The sequence below is a fragment of the Pseudomonas sp. A-B-19 genome (assembly GCF_019947515.1).
Lineage (GTDB): Bacteria > Pseudomonadota > Gammaproteobacteria > Pseudomonadales > Pseudomonadaceae > Aquipseudomonas.
On record NZ_JAGYGN010000001.1, the window covers coordinates 417,782 to 443,225 of the forward strand.

Consider the following 25,444-nt stretch of genomic DNA (forward strand, 5'->3'; position numbering starts at 1 on the left):
ATACAACGGCGCGGCATTATACATGCCAGGCCTTACTCCAAAGAGTGGATTTTCCTCAGGTTGTGACCGCGTATGACAGGCGAAATGAACATCCTCCCGCTACCGCAAACCGTCCCGGCGACTTCGCGCCCGCAGGTGGTCAGCGGCGAGCTGCTCAAATTGCTGACACCGGTGGAGGGGCTGATCAGCGTCGGTCAAACCGCCCAGGCCGAAGTGTTGTCGCTCAAGCAGGCGGACCAGACTTTCCAGATGCTGCTCAAGGTCACCCTCGACAGCGGCCGCCAGACCACGGTCCAGACCACCAGCAATCAACCGTTGGCCCAAGGCACCACGCTGGTCGTCACCCAACCCTCGGCCGGCAGTCTGGCCGTGACGATACAACAGGCCATCGCCTCCAGCGTCGCCACCCTCACCCGCCTCGACACCACGCAACTGCCCGTTGGCAGCCTGCTGCAAGGCAAAGTGCTGACCTCGCAAGTGTTGCCGCAGGTGCCCGGCCAGCCCATGGTGTTTCGCTCGATGGTGAGCCTGCTCAATACCGCACTGAGTGGCAGCACCCTGAGCATCGACAGTCCGCAGCCCCTGCGCATCGGCACCTTGTTGAGCGCGCAGGTGCAGGACGCCCAGACCTTGAAGTTCGTGCCGCTGAGCAGCCGCCAGGAACAACTGGCGGTGACTCGACAACTGGTCGACCAGCAAAGCCGCCAGGGTTCGCTGGATGGCTTGCTCAAACTCCTGCAGAACCTTGCGCCCTCGGACCAGACATCCGTTGAATTGCGCAGCGCCGCTGCCCGGATGCTCGCCGGCCTGCCGGATGTTCAACAGTTGAGTACCCCCAAGGGCCTGGCTCAGGCCGTGGCCAGCAGCGGTGTGTTTCTCGAAAGCAAATTGCTGAGCGGGCAAAATCCGACGCTAGCACCAGACATGAAAGGCGACCTGCTCAAACTGGTTGCGCAATTGAGTCAGGGCTTGCCGGCCAACACCAGCCTCGGCGCGATCATCGCCGCCAACACCCTGGCCCAGGCCATGCCGAATTTTGTCCGCAATGCCCTGGGCATGCTCGGTCAGGTCAGTGCCAAACCGTCGCCGAGCGGTTTCCCGCTGCCCGAACGCCGGTTGCAAAGCGCCGACGCTGAAAACGACCTCGAACACCTGCTGCGCCTGGCTGCCGCCGCGGTTTCACGCCTGCAAAGCCATCAACTGTCGAGCCTGGAGCAGACCGGCGTAACCGCCGACGGACGGCTGATGAGCACCTGGCAGCTGGAAATCCCGATGCGCAACATGCAAGACATCGTGCCCTTACAGGTCAAGTTCCAGCGTGAAGACTCACCCGAAAAAGAACAACCGAAGGAACGTCGCGAAGAACGCGAACCCAAGCAACAGCTGTGGCGTGTGGAACTGGCCTTCTCCATGGAGCCTTTGGGGCCGCTGCAAATCCAGGCGCAGTTGATCAAGGGCAGCCTGTCCAGCCAGCTCTGGGCCGAGCGGCCTTACACCGCCAGCCTGATCGAATGCAACCTCGCCGGGCTGCGTGACCGCCTGCTGTCCGCCGGCCTGAACGTCGGCGACCTGGATTGCCACCTCGGCACACCGCCCCAAGGTACCCAAACCCGCCTCGAACAACGCTGGGTCGATGAAAACGCATGAATAACCCCAATGCCCCACGCCAGGCCATCGCCCTCAAATACGACGGCACCCACGCCCCGACCCTCACGGCCAAGGGTGACGAAGAACTGGCGGAAGAAATCCTGCGCATTGCCCGCGACTGCGAAGTGCCGATCTACGAAAACGCCGAACTGGTGAGGCTGCTGGCGCGTATGGAGCTGGGGGACAGCATTCCACAGGAGCTGTATTTGACGATTGCCGAGATCATTGCGTTTGCGTGGAGTTTGAAGGGGAAATTTCCGGCGGGGCAGGATCCGGATGCGCTGATGGTCGAGAAGGACATTACCGAGCGCGGGGATGATTATTGAGTTTGTGTTGAATGTAAAAGATCGCAGCCTCGTTTCACTCGACAGCTCCTACAGGGCGTACTGCATTCCACGGCCTTGAATATTGCACCGGTCATTTAGCCGCCTTCGCTGGCAAGCCAGCTCCTGCGAAGCGCAAAAGCCTGAGACTGCGACCGACAATCAATCCATTGATAAGGCCAGCCCCCAGTGCCGACCATGCCGCCATCGGCAAATCATTGGCCATTTGCGGATACATCGCTGCCTGATAGCCAAGGTAGTGACGCCATGCGAAGAAGCCCCAATACACCATCAGTACCTTGATCGTGCCAGGCAGAACCAGATGCTCCCCCTCGCGCTGCACGTTGCTGTACGAGAAAAAGCGCAGTGCCAGCAACCATCCCGCCAATAACCCGATTACATAGGCCGAGAGTGGAATGACTACACTTTGGGAGAGATTCAGCGAAGCCAGGGACAGGGTCACGAATATCACCGGCGTGATTTGCAATGACCTTTTCGATTCATGGTTTTTGAAGCAGGCAATGACACCGTAATAAGTCAGGATCAGAAAAACCGCATAAACCCACAGCGGTGTACCGCGCAAAATGTCGAGCATAAGCCTCCTTGGCACTGCATATTTTGAACGAAGTGCTCAACCTACTGATGGCGGGTTGCAATCACAAGACGGCGGGATCTGAGAACGCTATAGGCTGGAGACTACGACGGCGTGGTACCTGTCTGAGGACCGAGAGGGAGGCGTCGGATCGCGGGGAAGACTACGGAAATTTCGAGGACGCCTTCGCTGGCAAGCCAGCTCCTACAGTTCGGTATCGGCGCGAATCTGTAGGAGCTGGCTTGCCAGCGAAAGCGACTTAAGCCTGATCGCAACACTCAGTTCTTGTGAAGCTTACTCATCAACTCCGCCTCAGCCTGGGTCAAGCCGCAGGACTGGGTCAGTTCGTTGACGCTGGCGCCCATCCCGACCAGTCGCGCCGCCTGGGCGAACGACAGGCTTGAGGGGTCGCGTTGTTCCAGCTGGGCGAGTTTGTCCGGCAAGGGCGCAACGATCGCCCGCAGTTCATGCAAATCTTCCCCCATGCGCACATTGCCGTTCTGGTAGTCGTCGACGCGTTTGCCCAGGTCCTTGATGCGCTGATCACGCAGTGCATCACCCTGGGCCTGTTGCGCGGCGATCTGCTTTTGAGCGCGAATGTACGCCAGGAACATTGCCAGCGTGCCTGCCCAGAACAGGAACAGGACAATGACCGCAACCTCGAGAATCAATCAGATACTCTCCAGTTCCGACCATTCTTCTTCGCTCATCATCTTGTCGAGCTCGACCAGGATGAGCAATTCGTTGTTCTTGTTGCACACGCCTTGAATGAACTTGGCGGACTCTTCGTTACCCACGTTCGGCGCGGTTTCGATTTCCGACTGACGCAGGTAAACCACTTCGGCCACGCTGTCGACCATGATCCCGACCACTTGCTTGTCGGCCTCGATGATAACGATACGGGTGTTATCGCTGATCTCGGCATTCATCAGGCCGAAGCGCTGGCGGGTGTCGATCACGGTGACGACGTTGCCGCGCAGGTTGATGATGCCCAGCACGTAGCTCGGGGCACCCGGGACCGGGGCGATTTCGGTGTAACGCAGGACTTCCTGAACGCGCATCACGTTGATGCCGTAGGTCTCGTTGTCCAGCTTGAAGGTGACCCATTGCAGGATCGGATCTTCGGAACCCTTTGCCGCCGTCGCCTTGTCATTCATACCCTGATCCCCTCAAGAAACCGCCCTGGCGGTGTGTGTTCCGTGCAACGCCATCGAGTGGCGTCGCCTGTTGTTTATTTAACGTGTGTCGGTGTGTGGTTCGGCTTGTTGGCAGACATGTGCTTTGCCCCGCCGCTGGCAATCAACTCGGCCAGCGCGGAAACGTCGAGCAAAGCGCACATGTGTTCAATCACCGTGCCGGCCAGCCATGGCCGCTGACCTCGATGACTTCTCCATTTGATTTCATTCGGGTCCAGACGCAACGAGCGGCTGACCTGATGCACTGCCAGCCCCCACTCATAGCCCTGGACGGAAATGACGTATTGCAAACCTTGCTTGAAATCGTCGCGGTAACGGTCGGGCATGACCCAACGCGCGGTATCGAGGACCTTGAGGTTGCCGGCCTGACTCGGCAGGATGCCCAGGAACCACTCCGGCTGGCCGAACAGCGGCGTCAGCTCGTGACCGGCCAGGGAGTAAATCGACCCCAGGCACACCAGCGGCACCGCCAGGGTCAAACCGGCGACATCGAACAGCAGGCATTCGAAGGGTTCGGCAGCCCAGGATGGACGTCCGTCGGTTTGTACCGGTGGCGGCGTGTTCGCGGGTGGCAGATGCACTTCGACCACAGGCGCCACCAGAATCGGCTGCACCTCGACCGCCACAGGCACAACGACGGGGGCAGCAGCTACCGCTGGTTTCTGCGCATCACGAGCCTGCTCTTCAAGCACGGCCGCCTGGAACTCATCCAGCACCGCTTCAACCTCGACCACCTCGGGCAGCGCTTCAATTTCCGGTGGCAGTTCTTCAGTTGCGTCCTGCAGCAAGTTGTCCAGGTACGACTGCAGCGCCAGTTGCGGGCGCGACGTCACCTTCAACGGCCGGTTCATGCGCACACTCCTGTAGGAGCGAGCTTGCTCGCGATGAACCTGAGCGCGCCACGGGGTGTCAGGTTTCCCGCGTCATCGTTGACGACCATCGCGAGCAAGCTCGCTCCCACAGGGATTGGGCTCATCTCACGCCACCTGTGGAACGAGTTGTGCCGCCAGCAGATGCTTGAGCAACGCGCGGTAAGCGAGAACGCCACGGCTCTTGCCGTCGAACTGCGAAGGCGTCAGCCCCGCCCGGCTGGCATCGCGCAGGCGCGTGTCCACCGGGATGTAGCCTTGCCAGATTTCGTCGGGAAATTTGTCGCGCAGCACGCGCAATGTTCCAAGGGACGCCTGGGTGCGTCGGTCAAACAGGGTCGGCACGATGGTGAATGGCAACGCCTGTTTGCGCGAGCGATTGATCATCGCCAGGGTGTTGACCATGCGCTCCAGGCCCTTGACCGCCAGGTGTTCGGTCTGCACCGGGATCACCAGTTGCTGGCTCGCCGCCAAGGCATTGACCATCAGCACGCCGAGCAAGGGCGGGCTGTCGATCACGGCGTAATCGAAGTCCTGCCACAGTTGCGCCAGACTCTTGGCAATCACCAGGCCCAGACCGCTCTGTCCCGGCGACTGCCGCTCAAGGGTGGCCAGCGCGGTGCTGGAGGGCAACAAGGAGATGCGTTCGTCACTGGTCGACAGCAGCAGTTGACCCGGCAGGCCTTGGGGCACGTTGCCCTTGTGCAGGAACAGGTCGTAGTTGCTGTGTTCCAGGCTGTCGGGGTCGTAGCCAAAGTAGCTGGTCATCGAGCCGTGGGGGTCGAGATCGACCACGACCACGCGCTTGCCCGCCTCCGCCAGTAAACCGGCTAAAGCGATGGAGGAAGTGGTTTTACCAACACCACCCTTTTGATTGGCGACTGCCCAGACTCTCATTCGGATTGTTCCTCCCGGCCCAACGCGGCGACCGAGAAATAGCTCAACGTGTTAATGCGGGTGACGGAGAATTGACGGCGCTCTCTCGTACCGGCGACTTGACCAGGGTCGGTGCAGTTTGTGTGCCAGCACGCTTCAATGCGGCATCCGGTTGCGCATGGGCGGTTCCGGTGCCGGTCAGGCTGCGGCGCACATCGAGGTTGCGTGACACCACCAGCACCACGCGACGGTTACGGGCGCGGCCTTCAGCGGTGGCGTTGTTGGCCACCGGCTGAAACTCGCCGTAGCCCACCGACGCCAGGCGACCGGGGTTCACCCCCTGCATCGCCAGCATGCGCACGATGCTGGCCGAGCGGGCCGAGGACAGCTCCCAGTTGGTCGGGTACTGCGCGGTGCGAATCGGTTGGTCGTCGGTGAAACCTTCGACATGAATCGGGTTGTCGAACGGTTTCAGGATCGCCGCGACCTTGTCGATGATGTTGAACGCGATATCGCTGGGCATGGCGTCGCCGCTGCCGAACAGCAGGCTGGAGTTGAGCTCGATCTCGACCCACAACTCGTTGCCGCGCACGGTCATCTGGTTGGAGCTGATCAGATCACCGAACGCCGCACTGATGTCGTCGGCGATGCTTTTGAGTGGATCGCTGGCGCCGGCGACACCCGCATCGACCTGGTCACTGTCCTTGACCAGCGGCTTGGCCGGGGTCACGGTCTTTGGCCGCTCGTCCCCGATGGGGATCGGCTTGAGCGAACGATCGGAATCGGTGAAGACGCCGATCAGCGCTTCGGAAATGACCTTGTACTTGCCTTCGTTGATCGAAGAGATGGAGTACATCACCACGAAAAAGGCGAACAGCAGGGTGATGAAGTCCGCGTAGGACACCAGCCAGCGTTCGTGGTTGACGTGTTCTTCATGCTGGCGACGACGTGCCATGATCCATGTCTCCCATCAATCCATGAAGCCCTGAAGCTTCAACTCAATGGAGCGAGGGTTTTCACCTTCGGCAATCGACAGCAGCCCTTCCAGCAACATTTCGCGATAACGCGACTGACGCAATGCGATGGATTTGAGTTTGGCGGCAATCGGCAACAGCACCAGGTTGGCACTGGCCACGCCGTAGATGGTGGCAACGAACGCCACGGCGATGCCGTTACCCAGTTGGGACGGATCACCCAGGTTGCCCATGACGTGAATCAGGCCCATCACCGCACCGATGATGCCGATGGTCGGCGCGTAACCGCCCATGCTTTCGAAGACTTTGGCCGCTTCGATATCGCGGCTTTCCTGGGTGTAGAAATCCACTTCCAGAATGCTGCGGATCGCTTCCGGCTCGGCGCCGTCGACCAGCAGTTGCAGGCCTTTGCGCGCGTAGTTGTCAGGTTCGGCGTCGGCGATACCTTCCAGGCCCAGCAGGCCTTCCTTGCGGGCGGTCAGGCTCCAGTTCACCACGCGGTCAATGCCACCGGCCAGGTCAACGCGAGGCGGGAACAGGATCCAGGCGAGGATCTGCATGGCGCGCTTGAAGGCGCTCATCGGCGATTGCAACAGCGCGGCGCCAATGGTACCGCCGAGCACGATCAGCGCTGCCGGACCGTTGGCCAGGGCACCGAGATGCCCCCCCTCGAGATAGTTGCCGCCGATGATGGCGACGAAGGCCATGATGATGCCGATCAGGCTTAGAACATCCATCAGATACAGGCCTCGACCAGGTGCTTGCCAATGTCGTCGAGGCTGTACACCGCGTCGGCGAGCTCGGCTTTGACGATGGCCATCGGCATGCCGTAGATCACGCAACTGGCTTCGTCCTGTGCCCAGACAGAACTGCCGCCCTGCTTGAGCATACGCGCGCCCTCTCGACCATCGGCGCCCATGCCGGTGAGGACGACCGCCAGAACTTTGTCGCCGTAGGACTTGGCTGCCGAGCCGAAGGTGATGTCCACGCACGGCTTGTAATTCAGACGCTCGTCACCCGGGAGGATTTTCACCGCACCGCGGCCGTCGATCATCATCTGCTTACCACCGGGTGCCAGCAGCGCCAGGCCCGGCCGCAGGATGTCGCCATCCTCGGCTTCCTTGACGCTGATGCGGCAGAGCTTGTCCAGGCGCTCGGCGAAAGCCTTGGTGAAGGCAGCCGGCATGTGTTGAACCAGCACGATCGGGGCCGGGAAACTGGCCGGCAGTTGGGTCAACACCCGCTGCAAGGCAACCGGCCCGCCGGTAGACGTACCGATGGCCACCAGTTTGTAGGCTTTGCGTTTCGGTGCGGGCGACGCATTGGCCGCATGCGTACGCGCAGGGATCGGTGCCGGTGCCGGACGCACGGGCGCGCTGCTGCCGTAACTGCCGACGCTCGAAGGCGCAGGTGTTGGAGCGGGTGCGGCCACAGGGGCCGGAGCGCTGTAAGTGCTGACGCGACGATTGCTGCGCGCAATGCTCAGGATCTTCTCGCACAGCAGTTGCTTGACCTTCTCGGGGTTGCGCGAGATGTCTTCGAAGTTCTTCGGCAGGAAGTCCACCGCACCGGCATCCAGCGCATCGAGGGTGACCCGGGCGCCTTCGTGGGTCAGCGAGGAAAACATCAAGACCGGGGTCGGGCAGCGCTGCATGATGTGCCGCACGGCGGTGATGCCGTCCATCATCGGCATCTCGTAGTCCATGGTGATCACGTCGGGCTTGAGGGCCAGCGCCTGATCGATCGCCTCTTTGCCGTTGGTCGCCGTGCCGACGACCTGGATATTCGAATCCGCTGAAAGAATTTCCGAGACGCGGCGGCGGAAAAACCCCGAATCGTCCACCACCAGGACTTTGACTGCCATAAACACTCCATTAGATGGAGCGAGGCCAGGCGCCCCGCTCCACCAGAATCAAATACGCCGTGTGGCGTAACGCTTGAGCATGCTCGGGACATCGAGAATCAGCGCGATGCGGCCGTCACCGGTGATGGTGGCGCCAGACATGCCCGGGGTTCCCTGGAGCATTTTGCCCAACGGCTTGATGACCACTTCTTCCTGGCCCACCAGTTGATCGACGACAAAGCCGATCCGCTGCGTGCCCACCGAAAGGATCACCACATGGCCTTCGCGCTGCTCTTCGTGAGCGGCGGAACTGACCAGCCAGCGTTTGAGATAGAACAATGGCAGTGCCTTGTCCCGCACGATCACCACTTCCTGGCCGTCCACGACGTTGGTGGTCGACAGGTCGAGGTGGAAGATCTCGTTGACGTTCACCAGCGGGAACGCAAACGCCTGGTTGCCGAGCATGACCATCAGCGTCGGCATGATCGCCAGGGTCAGCGGCACCTTGATGACGATCTTCGAACCCTTGCCCTTGGTTGAGTAGATATTGATGGTGCCGTTGAGCTGGGCGATTTTGGTTTTCACCACGTCCATGCCCACGCCGCGCCCGGAGACGTCGGAAATCTCGGTCTTGGTCGAGAAACCCGGAGCGAAGATCAGGTTGAAGCAATCCGACTCGCTGAGACGGTCCGCCGCGTCCTTGTCCATCAAGCCTTTCTTCACGGCGATACCGCGCAGAACATCGGCGTCCATACCCTTGCCATCATCGGAGATGGACAACAGGATGTGGTCGCCTTCCTGTTCAGCGGACAGGATCACCTTGCCGCTGCGAGGCTTGCCCATCGCTTCGCGCTCAGCTGGTTCTTCGATACCGTGGTCGACCGAGTTACGCACCAAGTGGACCAACGGGTCGGCCAGGGCTTCGACGAGGTTCTTGTCGAGGTCGGTTTCTTCGCCGACCAGCTCCAGGTTGATCTCTTTCTTGAGCTGGCGAGCCAGGTCGCGAACCAGGCGTGGGAAGCGCCCGAAGACTTTCTTGATCGGCTGCATCCGGGTCTTCATGACCGCGGTTTGCAGGTCGGCCGTGACCACGTCGAGGTTCGACACGGCCTTGGACATGGCTTCGTCGCCGCTGTTGAGGCCCAGGCGGACCAGGCGGTTACGCACCAGCACCAACTCGCCGACCATGTTCATGATCTCATCGAGACGCGCGGTATCGACGCGCACGGTGGTCTCGGCTTCGCTGGCCGGTTTTTCCGCCGGTGGCGCGGCCGGAGTACGGGCGGCAGCAGGTGCAGCGCCAGCAGCTGGCGTTTGGGCTTTTGGCTCAGGTGCCTTGGCCACCGGTTTCGGCGTCGCCGCCTTCGCGGCCGGCGCGGCAACGGACGCGTTCGATCCGCTGGCAACTGTCGCCTTGCCGACTTCGCTGAACTTGCCCTTGCCGTGCAACTCGTCGAGCAGCGATTCAAATTCGTGATCGCTGATCAGGTCGCTACCGGCCGCAATGGCGGCTGGCGCAGCAGGTGCTGGCACAGAAGCAATGGCCGATTCAAGCGCATCGACAGCGAAGTTACCCTTGCCGTGCAGTTGGTCGAGTAGTGCTTCGAATTCGTCGTCAGTAATATCGGAGCTGTCGCCGGCCGCTTTCGGGGCCTCTGCCGCAGCCGGTGCCGGGACCAGCGCGTCAACGGCGAACTGGCCCTTGCCGTGCAGTTGATCGAGCAACGACTCGAACTCGGCATCGGTGATTTCATCGCTGGCAGCGGTATCGCTAACCGGCGCACAAACAGGTGCCAGTGCCTCGGCCTGAGCCTTGACGGCGTTCAGCGAGTCCAGCAGTTGTTCGAATTCATTGTCGGTGATATCGCCCGATTCGCTTTCAGCCACAGGCGCTTCGACCACGGCGGCGACAGGTACAGCAGCCGCCTCGTCAGCCGATTGCGGCTCGGCCAGACGTGCCAGCGCCGCGAGCAGTTCCGGTGTAGCGGCCGTGATCGGGCCGCGATCGCGGACCTCGCTGAACATGCTGTTCACCGCGTCCAGCGCTTCGAGAACCACGTCCATCAGTTCCGAATCGACGCGACGCTCCCCCTTGCGCAGGATGTCGAACACGTTCTCGGCGATGTGGCAGCACTCCACCAGCTCGTTGAGCTGGAGGAAGCCGGCGCCCCCTTTTACAGTGTGAAAACCGCGAAAAATTGCATTGAGCAGATCCGCATCATCCGGACGGCTTTCCAGCTCGACCAGTTGCTCGGACAGTTGCTCTAGAATCTCGCCGGCCTCAACCAGGAAATCCTGAAGGATCTCTTCATCGGCGCCGAAGCTCATTAAGGGGGTGCTCCTAAAGGTCTAAAAACCTAAAAAACCTGAAACGCTAAAATCCCAGGCTGGACAGCAAATCGTCCACATCGTCCTGACCGGACACAACGTCTTCTCTTTTATCGGCATGAATCTGCGGACCTTCACCCTGAGAGAGATGTTTTTGTGGATCTTTTTCAGCAAGCATCGCTTCACGGTCATGTTCGATGCCCGCAAAGCGGTCCACCTGACTGGCCATCAGCACGAGCTTGAGCAGGTTGCTTTCGACTTCGGTGACCAACTGGGTCACTCGCTTGATCACTTGCCCCGTGAGGTCCTGGTAATCCTGGGCGAGCAGGATGTCGTTGAGGTTGCCCGACACCGCGCGATTGTCCGTGCCGCTGCGCGCGAGGAACCCGTCGACCCGCCGGGCCAGTTCACGAAACTCTTCGGCGCCGACTTCGCGACGCATGAAGCGCCCCCAGTCCGCGCTCAAGACCTGGGCTTCATCCGCCAGGCCATTGACCAGCGGCGTGGCACTTTCCACCAGGTCCATGGTGCGGTTGGCCGCGGCCTCGGTCAGCTTGACCACATAGCCCAGACGCTCGGCGGCGTCAGTGATCTGGGACACTTCTTCGGCTTGCGGCATGTGCGGGTCAATCTGGAAATTGACGATCGCGCTATGCAGTTCGCGAGTGAGCTTGCCCACTTCCTGATACAGGCCGCGGTCACGGGTCTGGTTGAGCTCATGGATCAATTGCACCGCGTCGCCGAACTTGCCTTTTTCAAGGCTCTCGACCAATTCGACGGCGTGTTTTTTCAGGGTCGACTCAAAGTCGCCCAATGAAGTTTCGTTATTGCCCATAGCTCCCCCGTGGCGCACTCATCAACCGATGCGTTCGAAAATCTTCTCGATTTTTTCTTTCAACGCCTGGGCCGTGAAGGGTTTGACCACATAGCCGTTAACGCCGGCCTGGGCCGCTTCGATGATCTGCTCACGCTTGGCTTCAGCGGTCACCATCAGCACTGGCAGGTGCTTGAGCTTTTCATCGGCACGCACGTGGCGCAGCAGATCGATACCGGTCATGCCAGGCATGTTCCAGTCCGTTACCAGAAAGTCGATGCTTCCGCTGTTGAGTACCGGAATGGCGGTAGTGCCATCGTCGGCCTCGACGGTGTTGGTGAACCCAAGGTCACGCAGCAGGTTCTTGATGATCCGCCGCATCGTTGAGAAGTCATCAACGATGAGGATTTTCATGTTCTTGTCCAATTCGACCTCCAAGCAGTCTTAAACGCGCCCAGCACCTGGACGCGCCATTTCAATCAATCCGGCAAAGCACTCAATGACTGTCTGGAGCACCACAGATCGAGACCGGCGCAGTTCAACACCACACCGGCTTCGTTCGCAGTGTCCCCCACACTGCCTTCAGCGCGCTCGCCACTCCCCCAAACGCCCCCGCAAACGGGCCGCGCACTGGCTGTGTAACTGGCTGACCCGAGATTCGCTGACCCCCAGGACCTCACCGATTTCCTTGAGGTTCAACTCTTCGTCGTAGTACAGCGCCAACACCAGTCGCTCACGCTCCGGCAAATTGGCAATCGCCTCCGCCAGCGCAGCCTGGAAGCGTTCATCTTCCAGGTCGCGTGACGGCTCGATATGAGCACTCGCGCCATCCTCGTGCAGCCCTTCGTGTTCGCCGTCCTGCAACAGATCGTCGAAACTGAATAACCGGCTGCCCAGGGTGTCGTTCAAAATCCCGTAGTAATCGTCGAGACTCAATTGGAGTTCGGCCGCAACTTCGTGATCTTTAGCGTCACGACCGGTTTTCGCTTCAATCGAGCGGATGGCGTCACTGACCATGCGCGTATTGCGGTGAACCGAACGTGGCGCCCAGTCCCCCTTGCGCACTTCATCGAGCATGGCGCCGCGGATTCGAATGCCCGCGTACGTCTCGAAACTGGCGCCTTTGCCGGCGTCATATTTGGTCGACACTTCAAGCAGGCCGATCATCCCGGCCTGGATCAGGTCTTCGACCTGGACGCTGGCCGGCAGACGCGCCAGCAAGTGGTAGGCAATGCGTTTAACCAGCGGCGCGTAACGCTCGATCAGCTCGTACTGCGCATCACGGGCCGATTTTCTGTAGAGGTTGTAACCGCTTGCTGTCATAGAACCGGTCCTGCTGTCTGCTGCACGAGGCGCTCGACGAAAAATTCCAGGTGCCCACGGGGGTTGGCAGGCAGTGGCCAGGTATCGACCTTTTGCGCGATGGCCTTGAATGCCAGCGAGCACTTGGAGCGCGGGAAGGCCTCGTAGACGGCACGCTGCTTCTGCACGGCCTTGCGCACGCTTTCGTCGTAGGGCACCGCGCCGACGTATTGCAGGGCGACGTCGAGGAAGCGATCGGTGACCTTGGTCAGTTTGGCGAACAGGTTGCGCCCCTCCTGCGGGCTCTGGGCCATGTTGGCCAGGACGCGGAAGCGGTTCATGCCGTAGTCGCGATTGAGCAACTTGATCAAGGCGTAGGCATCGGTAATCGAGGTCGGCTCATCGCACACCACCAGCAGCACTTCCTGGGCTGCGCGAACGAAACTGACGACCGAGTCACCAATGCCCGCCGCGGTGTCGATCACCAATACGTCGAGGTTGTCGCCGATATCACTGAAGGCCTGGATCAGGCCGGCGTGTTGCGCGGGGCTCAGATGCACCATGCTCTGAGTGCCGGATGCGGCCGGAACGATACGGATGCCGCCAGGTCCCTGCAGCAGTACATCGCGCAGTTCGCAGCGGCCCTCGATCACGTCGGCCAGGGTACGTTTGGGTGTCAGGCCCAGCAGAACGTCGACGTTCGCCAGTCCCAGGTCGGCGTCCAACAGCATGACGCGCCGGCCAAGCTCAGCCAGAGCCAGGGACAAGTTCACTGACACATTAGTTTTCCCGACGCCACCTTTGCCGCCGGTCACCGCGATCACCTGTACGGGATGCATGCTGCCCATGTTATTTCTTTACCTTGTCTTGCATAGACGGAGGCCACATTACTGGCTGCGCGTTCGCAATCGGAACAATGCATGGCAGACCATCGATGTAGGTACAAAAACTGTTCATTACTACCTTAGCCAACCTGCTTGGTTTGGCTGTGGTAAATATCAGCGAACATGTCAGCCATGGCTTCCTCGCTGGGTTCTTCCTGCATTTGCACGCTGACGGCGCGACTGACCAACTGATGACGGCGCGGCAGATGGAGATCATCCGGAATCCGCGGGCCATCGGTCAGGTAGGCCACGGGTAACTCATGACTGATGGCCAGGCTCAACACCTCGCCCAGACTAGCCGTCTCATCCAGTTTAGTCAGGATGCAGCCAGCGAGCCCACAACGCTTGTAACTGTGATAAGCGGCGGTTAGAACCTGCTTTTGGCTGGTGGTTGCCAGGACCAGATAATTTTTTGAACGGATGCCGCGACCGGCCAGGCTTTCGAGCTGCATGCGCAGGGCCGGGTCGCTGGCCTGCAGGCCCGCGGTATCGATCAGCACCACGCGCTTGCGCAGCAAGGGTTCCAGCGCCTGCACCAGGGACTGGCCCGGATCGACGTGGGTCACCGACACATTGAGAATGCGCCCCAGGGTCTTGAGCTGCTCCTGGGCACCGATGCGGAAGCTGTCCATGCTCACCAGCGCAATGTTCTGCGCGCCGTACTTGAGCACGTAACGGGCTGCCAGCTTGGCCAGGGTGGTGGTCTTGCCCATGCCGGCAGGGCCGACCATGGCGATCACACCGCCTTCTTCCAGCGGCTCGACTTCGGGGGTAACGATCATCCGCGCCAGGTGCGCCAGCAACATGCGCCAGGCCTGACGAGGTTCTTCGATCCCGGTGATGAGCGCCAGCAGGTCGCGCGACAGCGGGCCGGACAGGCCGATGCGTTGCAGGCGTCGCCAGAGGTTGGCCTGGTCCGGACGGCTGCCTTGCAGTTGATTCCAGGCCAGGGAGCCCAGCTGGACTTCCATGAGTTCGCGCAGGCTGTTGAGCTCGAAACGCATCGAGTCGAACGCGCGCGGGTCCACGCCACCGGACGCAGACACAGCGGCTGGCGCGGGGCGACGGGGTTCGGCGTACGTCGGCTCGACCAGCGGCTCGGCGGCAGTCAACGGCAAGCCGGCGAACAACTGACGGTTGGTGCTGTGATCGCTCTCGCCATCGCTACGCAGGCTCAATTCGGCCTGGGCAGTGACGATCCGCGACTGAGTCTTGCGCAACTCGTCTTCGAGCTCCATGTTCGGAACACGCGGCGCCAGCGCCGATAACTTGTAATCCAGCGCAGCCGTCAGCTCGACACCACCGGCGATCCGACGATTGCCAATGATGGCGGCATCGGCGCCCAGCTCATCGCGAACCAGCTTCATGGCCTGACGCATATCGGCGGCGAAAAAACGCTTAACTTGCATAAACCACTACCTCAGCCGTTGGGCCCTACTGTCGCAACGATGGTCACTTGCTTGTTGTCAGGGATTTCCTGGTAAGCCAACACGTGCAAACCCGGGACTGCGAGCCGGCCAAATCGCGAGAGCATTGCGCGAACCGGACCGGCCACCAGCAGAATCACCGGCTGACCCTGCATCTCCTGGCGCTGCGCCGCATCGATCAGCGAGCGTTGCAGCTTCTCCGCCATGCTTGGCTCCAGCAGAACGCCTTCTTCCGAGCCTTGCCCGGCCTTTTGCAGACTATTGAGCAATATCTGTTCCAACCTTGGCTCCAGCGTGATCACTGGCAGCTCTGACTCAGTGCCTACAATGCTTTGCACGATTGCACGGGAGACGCCAACCCGCACGGCAGCCACCAGCGCGGCGGTATCTTGACTCTTGGCGGCATTGTTGGCGATGGCCTCGGCAATGCTGCGGATGTCGCGCACAGGCACTTGCTCGGCCAACAGCGCTTGCAACACCTTGAGCAGTTGCGACAGCGAAACCACGCCCGGCACCAGTTCCTCGGCCAGTTTCGGCGAGCTTTTGGCCAGCAATTGCATGAGCTGCTGCACTTCTTCGTGACCGATCAGCTCACTGGAATGTTTGTAGAGAATCTGGTTCAAGTGGGTAGCCACAACGGTACTGGCATCGACCACCGTATAACCGAGGGATTGCGCCTGGGCGCGCTGGCTGATTTCAATCCAGACCGCCTCCAGGCCAAAAGCCGGATCTTTGGCGGTAATGCCGTTGAGCGTGCCATAGACCTGTCCCGGGTTGATCGCCAGTTCGCGATCCGGGTAAATCTCGGCCTCGGCCAGGATCACCCCCATGAGGGTCAGGCGGTAGGCACTGGGCGCCAGGTCGAGGTTGTCGCGGATATGCACGGTCGGCATCAGGAAGCCCAGATCCTGGGACAGCTTCTTGCGCACCCCCTTGATCCGCGCCAGCAACTGGCCGCCCTGGTTGCGGTCCACCAACGGAATCAGGCGATACCCCACTTCCAGGCCGATCATGTCGATCGGCGTCACGTCATCCCAGCCAAGCTCCTTGGTTTCCTGGGCGCGGGCCGGCGACGGCAGCAGCTCCTGCTGGCGTTTGACCTCTTGCAGGGCTTGCACCTTGGCGACGCTCTGCTTCTTCCAGAACAGGTAAGCGCCGCCGGCCGCCAAGGCCGCCATGCTCAGGAACGAGAAGTGCGGCATGCCGGGCACCAGGCCCATGACCGCCATCAAGCCCGCGGCCACCGCCAGCGCCTTGGGCGAGGCGAACATCTGGCGATTGATTTGCTTGCCCATGTCTTCCGAGCCGGAAGCACGGGTCACCATGATCGCAGCGGCTGTCGATAACAACAGTGATGGCAATTGCGCCACCAAACCGTCACCGATGGTCAACAGCGCATACACTTTGCCTGCGTCGGCAAAGGTCATGTTGTGCTGGAAGATACCGACCGCCATACCGCCGATCAGGTTGATGAACAGAATCAGCAGGCCAGCAATGGCGTCACCGCGCACGAACTTGCTGGCACCGTCCATGGAGCCGTAGAACTCGGCTTCCTGAGCGACTTCCGAGCGGCGGGCCTTGGCCTGGGCCTGATCGATCAGACCGGCGTTGAGGTCGGCGTCGATCGCCATTTGCTTGCCGGGCATCGCATCGAGGGTAAAACGCGCGCTCACCTCGGAAATGCGCCCCGCGCCCTTGGTCACCACGACGAAGTTGATGATCATCAAGATCGCGAAGACCACGATACCGACCACGTAGTTACCGCCGATCACCACCTCGCCGAACGCCTGGATCACCTTGCCGGCCGCCGCATGGCCGTCCTGGCCGTGGAGCATCACCACCCGCGTCGAGGCCACGTTCAACGCCAGGCGCAACAGCGTCGCCACCAGCAGAATGGTCGGGAACACCGCGAAATCCAGCGGGCGCAAGGCGTAGACGCATACCAGCAGAACGACGATGGACAGGGCAATGTTGAAGGTGAAGAACACGTCCAGCAGGAACGGCGGCACGGGCAACATCATCATCGCCAACATGACCAGCAGCAACAGCGGCACGCCCAGATTGCCTCGACTGAGGTCGGCAATGTTGCTGCGGGCACTGTTGATTAACTGAGAGCTATCCACCGGTATTCCCCGTTCCTTTAAAGCAAATCTTTGACGCCTGAAGCAGACGCAGGACGGCTACTGCAAGAAGCTTTCCAACTTTTGCGGGAGGTTGAAATAGAGGTCTGTTTCGGGAGGGGTATTGCCTGAACTGGCGCATTCGCGGGTAAGCCTCGCTCCTACAGTTATTGAGTCGGTCGCAACATATACGAACGACACAGGACTGTAGGAGCGAGCGGGCGGCATTCAGACTTGCCCGCGTGACGAGGCTGGCATTGCGAACACCAATCAGGAATCGCAGCGCAGATCCGGTGGAATCGGCAGATCGTCGTTGTCATCAGGTAAGTTCGTCGAGAATAGAAGTGACGAATTCATGCCCACCAAAAGAATGGTCATAAATAGATCCGTCATCTTTTTTCTGGTCACCTTTTTTCCTGCACAGGGTCCAGTTCACCCTGTTATTCAAGAGGCCTTCAACGACGAGATCTCGTGCGCAAACGTTCAGACGAAAGCCATCCCGCGGCCGCGCTCGCCGGCTTGCTCTGTCTGATAGTACGGCCAATGGGCGACTTCGCCGGTCGTTGCTTGGTTTTTCGCTCGAAGGCCAGTCATCCAAGCAGTGCCATCGTTGTTATAGTTGAGTTGTATCCAACGTTTATCGGGCTGTGGGCCGACGATCTGAGAAATATTTGAAAAGTTGGCATCGAACATTTCAGTAGTTGGGCGGAGTATCGAGCCGCCGAGAGATTGATGCCACGCATGGACTTGAGATGGCAACATCATGTTGTCGTTGATTAGAACCCGATACACGTTAGCAACGTCGACCGGATATGACACGCTATTGCCAGGTCTGTCGGTTGCGCGGATGGTGGTGCTTCCATTCTTCATCCCGGATACCTTGCCGGTGGTGGCATTTACTGTAGCGATGACAGGATTATCAGAAGTATAGGTATAAGGGCCCTGACCACCTGTCGCGGTCCGCGTCGCTGTGTTGCCATAAACCTCCTTCGCTGTCCACCCGTATGCTTGGATAAACTTGGTACCCGCCAAGATCATCTTGGATGGATTTATGGCCAAAGGCGCCGTTACCGTCAAGGTCCACGGTGGAGCAGAGATCGGTTCGGAGCCGTACAGCCCCTTGGCGGTGAAGCTGCGGATGCCCACGGCCAAGCCCGTCACCTGACGCGTCCAGACCCCGTTGGCACCGACATCGGCCTCGCCCTTGAGGTCGGCGTCATCGAAGATCTCCACCTTCTGGCTGGCTGTGGCGGTGCCGCTGAGCGTGACCGCGGTGTCGACCGTGGCGGTACCCTCGGGAATCTCCTTGCCGGCGCTGTCCGTGACCGAGGTGATCGCGGGCGTCAGCGCCACCAGCGCCTTGACCGTGTAGGTGCGCACCGGGAAGGTGACCGCCCGGGCCTCGACCGAGCTGCCATCGAAGGTCACCTTGAACTCAATGCGCAGGGGCGTGTCATGCTTGAACAGCTCCAGGTCGAGCCTGAGCAGCACCTTGCTCAACCCGTTCACCACCTCGGCGGCGCTCACGCTGGAGGAGGTCCGCAACGGGATCGTGTGCGGTGTGCCGTCCTGTCGGGTGCCGTGGCAGCGCAGCCAGATCTTCTGTCCTGCGGCGATCAAGGGCCAGATCGCCACCGTGATGAGCGCATCGCCCTCGAACGTGGTCAGGTCCAGCACGTCACCGCTGGCCTGCGTGATCGCCGGCGTCGTCAGATTGTCATCCCCGTCCGCAATGCCCCCCACATTCAGGGTCAAGGCCAGGGACTCCTTATCCACCCCGCCACGCGTGACCGTGTAGCGCACCGTCACCGCCTTGCCCAGGCTGAAGGCCACCACGCTGCGGAGCATGTCCACCTCCAGGCCCTGGCTCACCGGCCGCGGCAGCGTCGTGTGCGAGCCGCCCGTGGGCGAGCCAGGCGCCCCCGTCCAGGTCACGCTCAACTGATCATCGGGTCGCAGCGCGGCATTATCGGGCACCCTCACGGTCAGACGGTCCTTGGCGGCGATCGGATCCAGGTTGTTGCCAGTGGCTTCTTTGATCGCCGGTTCCTTTAAATCCAGCACGGCTCCGATTCTGAAGGTCAACGGGTGCGAAGCACTGGTCCGGCCAGGGGTACGTGCTTCGAGGGCAAGCGGAGCGAGGTCGGGCGAGTGGGTGGTAGGCATGGGCGAAAACTCCGGACGATGGGCGACGGAGTGATTGAATGCCAGCGTTGTGGAGGGCGCTACTGTCAGATCTGACAGTAGCGACGAGCGGTAAAATCCTATCGGAGTGCGGCGGTGGAGTGGGAGCAACTTTTCCATTCAGTACAGGCAGCATCGCCATCTGGCCCGAGAGTTAATAAATACGTCCCCTTTTGCCCGAGCGTCAGCACCTGTCTTTGAATTACAAAACGCCTGATGCGGTGCATCGGGCGTTGGGGTGAAACAGGTGTAAATCTATTTCAGGACTAGACACTGGGGCGCCCAATACCGGCGGATCGGATAAATGTAGACCTGTCGCCAGGTAAGTTCGTCGAGAATAGAAGCGACGGATTCATGCCCACCAAAAGAATGGTCATAAATAGATCCGTCTCCTTTTCTGCTTTGAAGGTGAAGAACACGTCCAGCAGGAACGGCGGCACCGGCAACATCATCATCGCCAACATGACCAGCAGCAACAGCGGCACGCCCAGATTGCCTCGACTGAGGTCGGCAATGTTGCTGCGGGCACTGTTGATTAACTGAGAGCGATCCACCGGTATTCCCCGTTCCTTTAAAGCAAATCTTTGACGCCTGAAGCAGGCGCAGGACGGCTACTGCAAGAAGCTTTCCAACTTTTGCAGAGGGAGAAATAGAGAGTTTTTTCAGGGGGATATGCATGGCCTGGACTGACGCCTTCGCTGGCAAGCCAGCTCCTACAAGGTTATCGCCAAACCCGTAGGAGCTGGCTTGCCAGCGAAGAGGCCGGCAGAGACAACGCGAAATCAGGAGTCACGGCGCAAATCCAGCGGAATCGGCAGATTCTTGAGCGAACCCGGGAGCTTGCCCTTGCCAGCGTGCCCCGCCTGGACTAATAGCACTCGACGCAAACCGAATAACAATTCACTTTGCTATCAAAATCTTCTCCTTACTAATCTCACCAAACTCAAGCTTCTTGCCGATCATGTAACGCGTCCCTCGCAACATTGAAAGACCCTCTTGCTCGACAATGTCTTCCTGCGCGTACCCAAGCACTACCCTTGTCTCTGGCGCCTGTAGATCATTCCCCTCGAGAAGATTAAGTGCCCACATGAAACGGATAATAGGCAAATCATCTATAACGATTTGACGTTTATCGCCCCTACGAAAGTCCATCCGTGCAGTGACTTGCAATTGCCCGTCGATGACTTCGAATTCGGGTTTGCCATATCGTTGCTCCAGCCCACCCGAGGACCATTGGTCCATGTAGTGCTCTGGATGGGTGAAAACGTCGAATAGTGCTTTGTTGTCATGGATATTGCCGGCGGCATCGAAAAAATAATTGTAGGCATAGTGATAAGCAACGCCGTCCAACTCAGGCCGGATGGCGTTGATCGGACTATTCAGATATCCCGAAATATACTGATTGGCCATTTGCACAAAATGCGTGAAATCCAGGCTCATTTTGAAAGTGACGATGTAACCGATCGCCCACTCGCGAGGATTTTCCACCAACCTCCCCGAAACAAACTCCAACTCCATGCCTTTCAGTTTTCTATATGGACGTTCTGTCATGATTGTTCCCTCTGAGACTTGATGTAAACATCGATTCCTGGCGCTCGTATCAAATGATCGAAGCCGCCACTACCGAACATCGACCGGGAGAATTCCCACGGGTATGACAGCGTTGAAAGGAGATGACTGTCTACTGTCAGAAATAACAGGTTGGGGTGGATTCCGACAGCTGGTAAAAGGTTGGAAAGGAATGCCGCCAGCTCCTATGCGTCCCGGCAGGAGCAAGCCTCCTCGCCACAATCAATCATCAGATCCTGGATTTCTGTTAACTGACCCATACCAGAATTTTCCGACAAGCTTTGCGGCTTGCTTTTGCGCAGACAGAAAAGATGACCAGCAGCAACAGCGGCACACCCGGATTGCCCCCGACTGAGGTCGGCAATGTTGCTGCGGGCATTGTTGATTAACCGAGGGCGATCCACCGGTATTCCCCGTTTCTTTAAAGCAAATCCTTGACGCCTGAAGCAGGCGCAGGACGGCTACGGCAAGAAGCTTTCCAACTTTTGCAGGGGCAAGAAACAGAGGGGGTTTGAAGGATTCTGTGGGAGCGAGCTTGCTCGCGATGGCGGTGTGTCAGCCGATACATATTGTGCCTGGGCAGGCGCTATCGCGAGCAAGCTCGCTCCCACAAAGGAATTGCGCCCGGCTCAGGAGTCGCGGCGCAAATCCGGCGGAATCGGCAGATCGTCCTTGAGCGGATCCGGTCGTTTGCCCTTGCCCGCCCGGTACTGTCGAATCTGGTAGACGTAGGCCAGCACCTGCGCGACCGCCAGATACAGCCCACCGGGAATTTCCTGCTCAAGTTCGGTGGAGTAGTAGATCGAGCGCGCCAGCGCCGGTGACTCTAGCAGCAGGATCTCGTTGGCCGCCGCGATTTCACGGATCTTCAGGGCCAGGAAGTCGCTACCCTTGGCCAACAATACCGGCGCATTACCCTTTTCCGGGTCGTACTTGAGGGCCACGGCGTAGTGCGTCGGGTTGGTGATGACCACGTCGGCCTCGGGAATGGCGGCCATCATCCGCCGCTGGGACATCTCGCGTTGCAGCTGCCGAATCCGCTGCTTGACCTCCGGTCGCCCCTCCTGGTCCTTGTGCTCGTCGCGCACCTCCTGCTTGGTCATCAGCAGTTTCTTGTGGCTTTCCCAGAGCTGCACCGGCACGTCCACCACAGCGATCAGGATCAGCCCGCACGCCATCCACAAGGTGCTCCAGCCCACCACTTGCAGGCTGTGAATGACTGCCATGTCCAAAGGCTCATGGGCGATGCGCAGCAGGTCGTCGATGTCCGATGACAACACCGCCAGCGCCACGAACAGGATGATGATGAACTTGGCCAGGGCCTTGAGCAGTTCGATCAGCGACTTGGTCGAGAACATGCGCTTGAGGCCGGGACCGGGGTTCAAGCGGCTGAACTTGGGCGCCATGGAACTCGCCGCGAACAGCCAGCCACCCAGGGAAATCGGACCGATGATGGCGGCCAGCACCAAGGTGATCATCACCGGCTGGATCGACCACAGGGCAATTTGCCCTGAGCGCATCAGGTAGGTGGCCATGTAGCGCTGATCCAGTATCACTTCCCGTGGCAGCGAGAAGTTGATGCGCATCAGCTCCATCATGTCCTGCGCCAGGGCGCCGCCAAAAATCAGCAATGCCGAGGCACCGACCAGCATGATCGCCAGGGTGTTGAGCTCCTTGGACCGGGCTACCTCACCCTTTTCACGAGAGTCCTGCTTGCGCTTCTCCGTGGGGTCTTCTGTTTTGTCCTGACCGCTTTCGCTTTCGGCCATGACTCAGTTCGCCCGCGCCATTTCGCGTAACAACTGCAAGGCCTCGGCGGCCAGCGGTTGGTACTGATTGAGAATGTCCGCCAGACCGACCCAGACGATGAACAGCCCAAGCACCAGGATCAAGGGGAAGCCGACAGAGAAAATGTTCAGCTGCGGCGCCGCCCGGGTCATGACGCCAAACGCGATGTTGACCACCAGCAACGCGGTGATCGCCGGCAGCACCAGCAACAGCGCCGATCCGAGCACCCAGCCGAGCTTGCCGGCCAGCTCCCAGTAGTGATTGACCATCAGGCCGCCGCCCACCGGCAACGTGGTGAAACTTTCGGTGAGGATCTCGAACACCACCAGATGACCGTTCATGGACAGGAACAGCAGCGTCACCAGCATGGTGAAAAACTGCCCGATCACCGCCGTCGATACGCCGTTGGCCGGATCGATCATGGAAGCGAAGCCCATGCCCATCTGAATGGCGACGATTTGCCCGGCCACCACAAAGGCCTGGAAGAACAGCTGCAAGGAGAAGCCCATCACCGCACCGATGAGAATCTGCTCGGCAATCAGCAACAGCCCGCTCGGGTCCAGGGGATTGACCGGCGGCATCGGCGGCAGGCCCGGCGCGATGACCACGGTAATGGCCAGGGCGAAATACAGGCGAATGCGCCGCGGCAGCAGGGTCGTACCGAACACCGGCATCACCATCAGCAAGGTGCCGACGCGAAACAGCGGCAACATGAACGTCGCCACCCAGGTGCTGATCTGCGTATCGGTCAGCGCAAGCAGTGACATGGTTTAGCCGATGACCTGAGGAATGCTGCCGTACAGCTGCAGGATGTAGTCCATGAAGGTCTGCACCATCCATGGACCGCCGACGATCAGCGTCACCAGCATCACCAACAGACGCGGCAGGAAGCTCAAGGTCTGTTCGTTGATCTGGGTGGCGGCCTGAAACATCGCCACCAACAAGCCCACCAGCAAACTCGGAATCACCAGGATCGCCACCATCATGGTGGTCAGCCACAGCGCTTCGCGAAAGATGTCGACCGCGACTTCAGGCGTCATGGCGATACACCGCCGAAGCTGCTGGCCAGCGTGCCGATGATCAGCGCCCAGCCATCCACCAGCACGAACAACATGATCTTGAACGGCAGGGAAATGATCAGCGGCGAGAGCATCATCATACCCATGGCCATCAACACGCTTGCCACCACCAGGTCGATGATCAGGAACGGAATGAAGATCATGAAGCCGATCTGGAACGCCGTTTTCAGCTCGGAGGTCACGAAGGCCGGCACCAGGATGGTCAGCGGCGCCTGATCCGGCGTCGCGATGTCAGACCGTTTGGACAGGCGCATGAACAGCTCCAGATCGCTGGTGCGGGTCTGGGCGAGCATGAAGTTCTTGATCGGCACCTGCGCCTTGGCGACCGCATCCTGGGCCGTCAGCTTTTCCGCCAGATACGGCTGCAGGGCGTCCTGGTTCACCCGGTCGAACACCGGCGCCATGATGAACAGGGTCAGGAACAACGCCATGCCGGTGAGGATCTGGTTCGATGGCGTTTGTTGCAGGCCCAGGGCCTGGCGCAGGATCGAGAAGACAATGATGATCCGGGTGAAACTGGTCATCAGCATGACAAACGCCGGGATAAAGCTCAGCGCGGTCATGATCAGCAGGATTTGCAAACTGACCGAGTATTCCTGCGCACCCTGTGCATTGGTGCCCAGGGTGATGGCCGGGATCGACAGCGGATCGGCGCCGAATGCCAGTGGCACACCCAGCATCAGGGCCAGCGTCAAGACGATGCGTAGCGCACCCATTACTTCTTATCCTTCTGATCTTTACCCAGCATCTCCAACAGGCGCTGGGCAAATTCCGGCGTCGGTTTCTCGGTACTCGGCACTTGCACCGGCTCCTTGAGCACGTGCAGCGCAGCAATGTTGCCGGGGCTCAGGCCCAACAGAATCTGCTCGTTGCCGACCTGCACCAGCATCAGCCGGTCGCGAGGCCCCAGCGCGCGGGAACCGACAATCTCGATCACCTGCCCCTTGCCGGCCGGACCGGCCTGCTGGACCCGCCGCAGCAACCAGGCGAGGAGGAGAATCAGCCCCAGCACCAGCAGCAGGCCGAACACCAGTTGCGTCAGCTGGCCAGCCACACCACTGCTCACCGCTGGCGCAGCAGCCGTGGCTGCCGTTGCAAGCGGCTCGGCCGCCAGCACGTTGAGCGGCATCGCCAGCACAAATCCAAGAACCTTTTTCACTCAGCGCAGCTTCTTGATGCGTTCGCTTGGGCTGATCACGTCCGTCAGGCGGATGCCGAACTTCTCGTTGACCACCACCACTTCGCCATGGGCGATGAGCGTGCCGTTGACCAGCACGTCCAGCGGCTCGCCGGCCAGGCGATCGAGCTCGATCACCGAACCCTGGTTCAGTTGCAGCAGGTTGCGGATGTTGATGTCGGTGCTGCCCACTTCCATGGAAATCGACACCGGGATATCGAGGATCACGTCCAGGTTCGGGCCTTCAAGGCTGACCGGATCGTTGTTTTTCGGCACGCTGCCGAACTCTTCCATTGGCAGGCGGCTGGACGCGGAACTGCCGGAATCGGCCGCCAGCAAAGCGTCGATGTCGGCCTGCCCGGCGTCGCCGGTTTCTTCCAGGGCCGCAGCCCATTCATCGGCCAGTGCCTGATCGTCCTGGGTGTTCATATTGTCAGTGTCCTCGGCGAGCA

The 25,444-nt window shown here is 60.1% G+C and carries 25 protein-coding genes and 2 pseudogenes; 2 read left to right on the top strand and 25 right to left on the bottom strand.

The features are described from left to right. Nucleotides 1-72 precede the first annotated feature (72 nt). Nucleotides 73-1,647, top strand: coding sequence for a flagellar hook-length control protein FliK (locus tag KGA81_RS01840; protein ID WP_223544317.1), 1,575 nt, complete (start codon nucleotides 73-75; stop codon nucleotides 1,645-1,647). Beyond that, nucleotides 1,644-1,973, top strand: a complete 330-nt coding sequence (locus KGA81_RS01845) for an EscU/YscU/HrcU family type III secretion system export apparatus switch protein (protein WP_223544318.1) — start codon at nucleotides 1,644-1,646, stop codon at nucleotides 1,971-1,973. The genes KGA81_RS01840 and KGA81_RS01845 overlap by 4 nt, the downstream gene beginning before the upstream one ends. A 91-nt stretch (nucleotides 1,974-2,064) precedes the next feature. On the opposite strand, the gene KGA81_RS01850 is transcribed toward KGA81_RS01845, so the two are convergent. The 25 genes and pseudogenes from KGA81_RS01850 to fliN form a co-directional block, all read right to left on the bottom strand. After that, nucleotides 2,065-2,565, bottom strand: a complete 501-nt coding sequence (locus KGA81_RS01850; protein ID WP_223544319.1) for a DUF6622 family protein — start codon at nucleotides 2,563-2,565, stop codon at nucleotides 2,065-2,067. A 275-nt stretch (nucleotides 2,566-2,840) separates the two neighbouring features. Next, entirely contained in the window at nucleotides 2,841-3,233 is a 393-nt protein-coding gene (locus KGA81_RS01855) for a DUF2802 domain-containing protein (protein ID WP_223544320.1), read from the bottom strand. Beyond that, nucleotides 3,234-3,719: a chemotaxis protein CheW gene (locus tag KGA81_RS01860; protein ID WP_007980742.1), complete on the bottom strand. Its 486-nt coding sequence runs from the start codon at nucleotides 3,717-3,719 to the stop codon at nucleotides 3,234-3,236. Between the two features lie 74 nt (nucleotides 3,720-3,793). Beyond that, nucleotides 3,794-4,609 carry a CheW domain-containing protein gene (locus tag KGA81_RS01865; protein WP_223544321.1) on the bottom strand — a complete coding sequence of 272 codons (816 nt, stop codon included), beginning with the start codon at nucleotides 4,607-4,609 and terminating at the stop codon, nucleotides 3,794-3,796. 2 nt (nucleotides 4,610-4,611) lie between these two features. After that, nucleotides 4,612-4,734 (bottom strand): annotated as a pseudogene (locus KGA81_RS30050) (outer membrane lipoprotein carrier protein LolA); the annotation flags it as partial. Nucleotide 4,735: 1 nt separating this feature from the next. Beyond that, nucleotides 4,736-5,524 carry a ParA family protein gene (locus tag KGA81_RS01870; protein ID WP_115948140.1) on the bottom strand — a complete coding sequence of 263 codons (789 nt, stop codon included), beginning with the start codon at nucleotides 5,522-5,524 and terminating at the stop codon, nucleotides 4,736-4,738. 43 nt (nucleotides 5,525-5,567) lie between these two features. Further along, entirely contained in the window at nucleotides 5,568-6,458 is an 891-nt protein-coding gene (gene motD, locus KGA81_RS01875) for a flagellar motor protein MotD (RefSeq protein ID WP_223544322.1), read from the bottom strand. Nucleotides 6,459-6,473: 15 nt separating this feature from the next. After that, nucleotides 6,474-7,214: a flagellar motor protein gene (locus KGA81_RS01880; protein ID WP_057398382.1), complete on the bottom strand. Its 741-nt coding sequence runs from the start codon at nucleotides 7,212-7,214 to the stop codon at nucleotides 6,474-6,476. Next, nucleotides 7,214-8,341, bottom strand: a complete 1,128-nt coding sequence (locus tag KGA81_RS01885) for a chemotaxis response regulator protein-glutamate methylesterase (RefSeq protein ID WP_223544323.1) — start codon at nucleotides 8,339-8,341, stop codon at nucleotides 7,214-7,216. Before KGA81_RS01885 ends, KGA81_RS01880 begins: the two co-directional genes overlap by 1 nt. A gap of 48 nt (nucleotides 8,342-8,389) precedes the next feature. Beyond that, the gene (locus KGA81_RS01890; RefSeq protein ID WP_223544324.1) at nucleotides 8,390-10,648 is read right to left on the bottom strand and encodes a chemotaxis protein CheA; all 2,259 of its coding nucleotides are present in this window, start codon (nucleotides 10,646-10,648) and stop codon (nucleotides 8,390-8,392) included. Nucleotides 10,649-10,694: 46 nt separating this feature from the next. Further along, nucleotides 10,695-11,483, bottom strand: a complete 789-nt coding sequence (locus KGA81_RS01895) for a protein phosphatase CheZ (protein ID WP_223544325.1) — start codon at nucleotides 11,481-11,483, stop codon at nucleotides 10,695-10,697. 21 nt (nucleotides 11,484-11,504) lie between these two features. Further along, entirely contained in the window at nucleotides 11,505-11,876 is a 372-nt protein-coding gene (locus tag KGA81_RS01900) for a chemotaxis response regulator CheY (protein ID WP_003183998.1), read from the bottom strand. Nucleotides 11,877-12,044: 168 nt separating this feature from the next. After that, entirely contained in the window at nucleotides 12,045-12,785 is a 741-nt protein-coding gene (fliA, locus tag KGA81_RS01905; protein ID WP_223544326.1) for an RNA polymerase sigma factor FliA, read from the bottom strand. Continuing rightward, nucleotides 12,782-13,612 (bottom strand): flagellar synthesis regulator FleN, encoded by an 831-nt coding sequence (gene fleN / locus KGA81_RS01910; RefSeq protein ID WP_008001746.1) that lies wholly within the window; start codon nucleotides 13,610-13,612, stop codon nucleotides 12,782-12,784. The genes fliA and fleN overlap by 4 nt, the downstream gene beginning before the upstream one ends. Before the next feature lie 116 nt (nucleotides 13,613-13,728). Continuing rightward, complete coding sequence (gene flhF, locus KGA81_RS01915; protein ID WP_223544327.1) at nucleotides 13,729-15,057, bottom strand: flagellar biosynthesis protein FlhF; 1,329 nt, start codon at nucleotides 15,055-15,057, stop codon at nucleotides 13,729-13,731. A gap of 11 nt (nucleotides 15,058-15,068) precedes the next feature. Further along, nucleotides 15,069-17,198 (bottom strand): flagellar biosynthesis protein FlhA, encoded by a 2,130-nt coding sequence (gene flhA / locus KGA81_RS01920; RefSeq protein ID WP_223544328.1) that lies wholly within the window; start codon nucleotides 17,196-17,198, stop codon nucleotides 15,069-15,071. A 480-nt stretch (nucleotides 17,199-17,678) separates the two neighbouring features. After that, entirely contained in the window at nucleotides 17,679-19,361 is a 1,683-nt protein-coding gene (locus tag KGA81_RS01925) for an Ig-like domain-containing protein (RefSeq protein WP_223544329.1), read from the bottom strand. Between the two features lie 377 nt (nucleotides 19,362-19,738). Further along, nucleotides 19,739-19,933, bottom strand: a pseudogene (locus KGA81_RS01930) (hypothetical protein); the annotation flags it as partial. A gap of 346 nt (nucleotides 19,934-20,279) precedes the next feature. Then, a complete protein-coding gene (locus KGA81_RS01935) occupies nucleotides 20,280-20,930 on the bottom strand; it encodes a hypothetical protein (protein ID WP_223544331.1) in 651 nt (216 codons plus the stop codon). Nucleotides 20,931-21,577: 647 nt separating this feature from the next. After that, a complete protein-coding gene (flhB, locus tag KGA81_RS01940; RefSeq protein WP_223544332.1) occupies nucleotides 21,578-22,717 on the bottom strand; it encodes a flagellar biosynthesis protein FlhB in 1,140 nt (379 codons plus the stop codon). A gap of 3 nt (nucleotides 22,718-22,720) precedes the next feature. Then, on the bottom strand, nucleotides 22,721-23,503 hold the full coding sequence (fliR, locus tag KGA81_RS01945) for a flagellar biosynthetic protein FliR (RefSeq protein WP_223544333.1): 783 nt from the start codon (nucleotides 23,501-23,503) through the stop codon (nucleotides 22,721-22,723). 3 nt (nucleotides 23,504-23,506) lie between these two features. Beyond that, complete coding sequence (gene fliQ, locus KGA81_RS01950; RefSeq protein ID WP_007983364.1) at nucleotides 23,507-23,776, bottom strand: flagellar biosynthesis protein FliQ; 270 nt, start codon at nucleotides 23,774-23,776, stop codon at nucleotides 23,507-23,509. Next, a complete protein-coding gene (gene fliP, locus KGA81_RS01955) occupies nucleotides 23,773-24,531 on the bottom strand; it encodes a flagellar type III secretion system pore protein FliP (protein WP_411736533.1) in 759 nt (252 codons plus the stop codon). Before fliP ends, fliQ begins: the two co-directional genes overlap by 4 nt. Continuing rightward, nucleotides 24,531-24,974: a flagellar biosynthetic protein FliO gene (fliO, locus tag KGA81_RS01960; protein ID WP_223544334.1), complete on the bottom strand. Its 444-nt coding sequence runs from the start codon at nucleotides 24,972-24,974 to the stop codon at nucleotides 24,531-24,533. Before fliO ends, fliP begins: the two co-directional genes overlap by 1 nt. Then, nucleotides 24,975-25,421, bottom strand: coding sequence for a flagellar motor switch protein FliN (gene fliN, locus KGA81_RS01965; protein WP_218432701.1), 447 nt, complete (start codon nucleotides 25,419-25,421; stop codon nucleotides 24,975-24,977). Nucleotides 25,422-25,444 lie beyond the last annotated feature (23 nt).

Excerpts from the sequence above, each read along its gene's own strand:
- KGA81_RS01900 (WP_003183998.1), bottom strand. The coding sequence starts at position 11,876 with ATGAAAATCCTCATCGTTGATGACTTCTCAACGATGCGGCGGATCATC.
- KGA81_RS01890 (WP_223544324.1), bottom strand. The coding sequence starts at position 10,648 with ATGAGCTTCGGCGCCGATGAAGAGATCCTTCAGGATTTCCTGGTTGAG.
- KGA81_RS01885 (WP_223544323.1), bottom strand. The coding sequence starts at position 8,341 with ATGGCAGTCAAAGTCCTGGTGGTGGACGATTCGGGGTTTTTCCGCCGC.
- KGA81_RS01860 (WP_007980742.1), bottom strand. The coding sequence starts at position 3,719 with ATGAATGACAAGGCGACGGCGGCAAAGGGTTCCGAAGATCCGATCCTG.
- KGA81_RS01850 (WP_223544319.1), bottom strand. The coding sequence starts at position 2,565 with ATGCTCGACATTTTGCGCGGTACACCGCTGTGGGTTTATGCGGTTTTT.
- fliA (WP_223544326.1), bottom strand. The coding sequence starts at position 12,785 with ATGACAGCAAGCGGTTACAACCTCTACAGAAAATCGGCCCGTGATGCG.
- KGA81_RS01895 (WP_223544325.1), bottom strand. The coding sequence starts at position 11,483 with ATGGGCAATAACGAAACTTCATTGGGCGACTTTGAGTCGACCCTGAAA.
- fliR (WP_223544333.1), bottom strand. The coding sequence starts at position 23,503 with ATGTCACTGCTTGCGCTGACCGATACGCAGATCAGCACCTGGGTGGCG.
- motD (WP_223544322.1), bottom strand. The coding sequence starts at position 6,458 with ATGGCACGTCGTCGCCAGCATGAAGAACACGTCAACCACGAACGCTGG.
- flhB (WP_223544332.1), bottom strand. The coding sequence starts at position 22,717 with ATGGCCGAAAGCGAAAGCGGTCAGGACAAAACAGAAGACCCCACGGAG.
- fleN (WP_008001746.1), bottom strand. The coding sequence starts at position 13,612 with ATGGGCAGCATGCATCCCGTACAGGTGATCGCGGTGACCGGCGGCAAA.
- fliQ (WP_007983364.1), bottom strand. The coding sequence starts at position 23,776 with ATGACGCCTGAAGTCGCGGTCGACATCTTTCGCGAAGCGCTGTGGCTG.
- KGA81_RS01925 (WP_223544329.1), bottom strand. The coding sequence starts at position 19,361 with ATGCCTACCACCCACTCGCCCGACCTCGCTCCGCTTGCCCTCGAAGCA.
- KGA81_RS01840 (WP_223544317.1), top strand. The coding sequence starts at position 73 with ATGACAGGCGAAATGAACATCCTCCCGCTACCGCAAACCGTCCCGGCG.
- KGA81_RS01935 (WP_223544331.1), bottom strand. The coding sequence starts at position 20,930 with ATGACAGAACGTCCATATAGAAAACTGAAAGGCATGGAGTTGGAGTTT.
- fliP (WP_411736533.1), bottom strand. The coding sequence starts at position 24,531 with ATGGGTGCGCTACGCATCGTCTTGACGCTGGCCCTGATGCTGGGTGTG.
- KGA81_RS01865 (WP_223544321.1), bottom strand. The coding sequence starts at position 4,609 with ATGAACCGGCCGTTGAAGGTGACGTCGCGCCCGCAACTGGCGCTGCAG.
- fliN (WP_218432701.1), bottom strand. The coding sequence starts at position 25,421 with ATGAACACCCAGGACGATCAGGCACTGGCCGATGAATGGGCTGCGGCC.
- flhF (WP_223544327.1), bottom strand. The coding sequence starts at position 15,057 with ATGCAAGTTAAGCGTTTTTTCGCCGCCGATATGCGTCAGGCCATGAAG.
- KGA81_RS01845 (WP_223544318.1), top strand. The coding sequence starts at position 1,644 with ATGAATAACCCCAATGCCCCACGCCAGGCCATCGCCCTCAAATACGAC.
- KGA81_RS01870 (WP_115948140.1), bottom strand. The coding sequence starts at position 5,524 with ATGAGAGTCTGGGCAGTCGCCAATCAAAAGGGTGGTGTTGGTAAAACC.
- KGA81_RS01880 (WP_057398382.1), bottom strand. The coding sequence starts at position 7,214 with ATGGATGTTCTAAGCCTGATCGGCATCATCATGGCCTTCGTCGCCATC.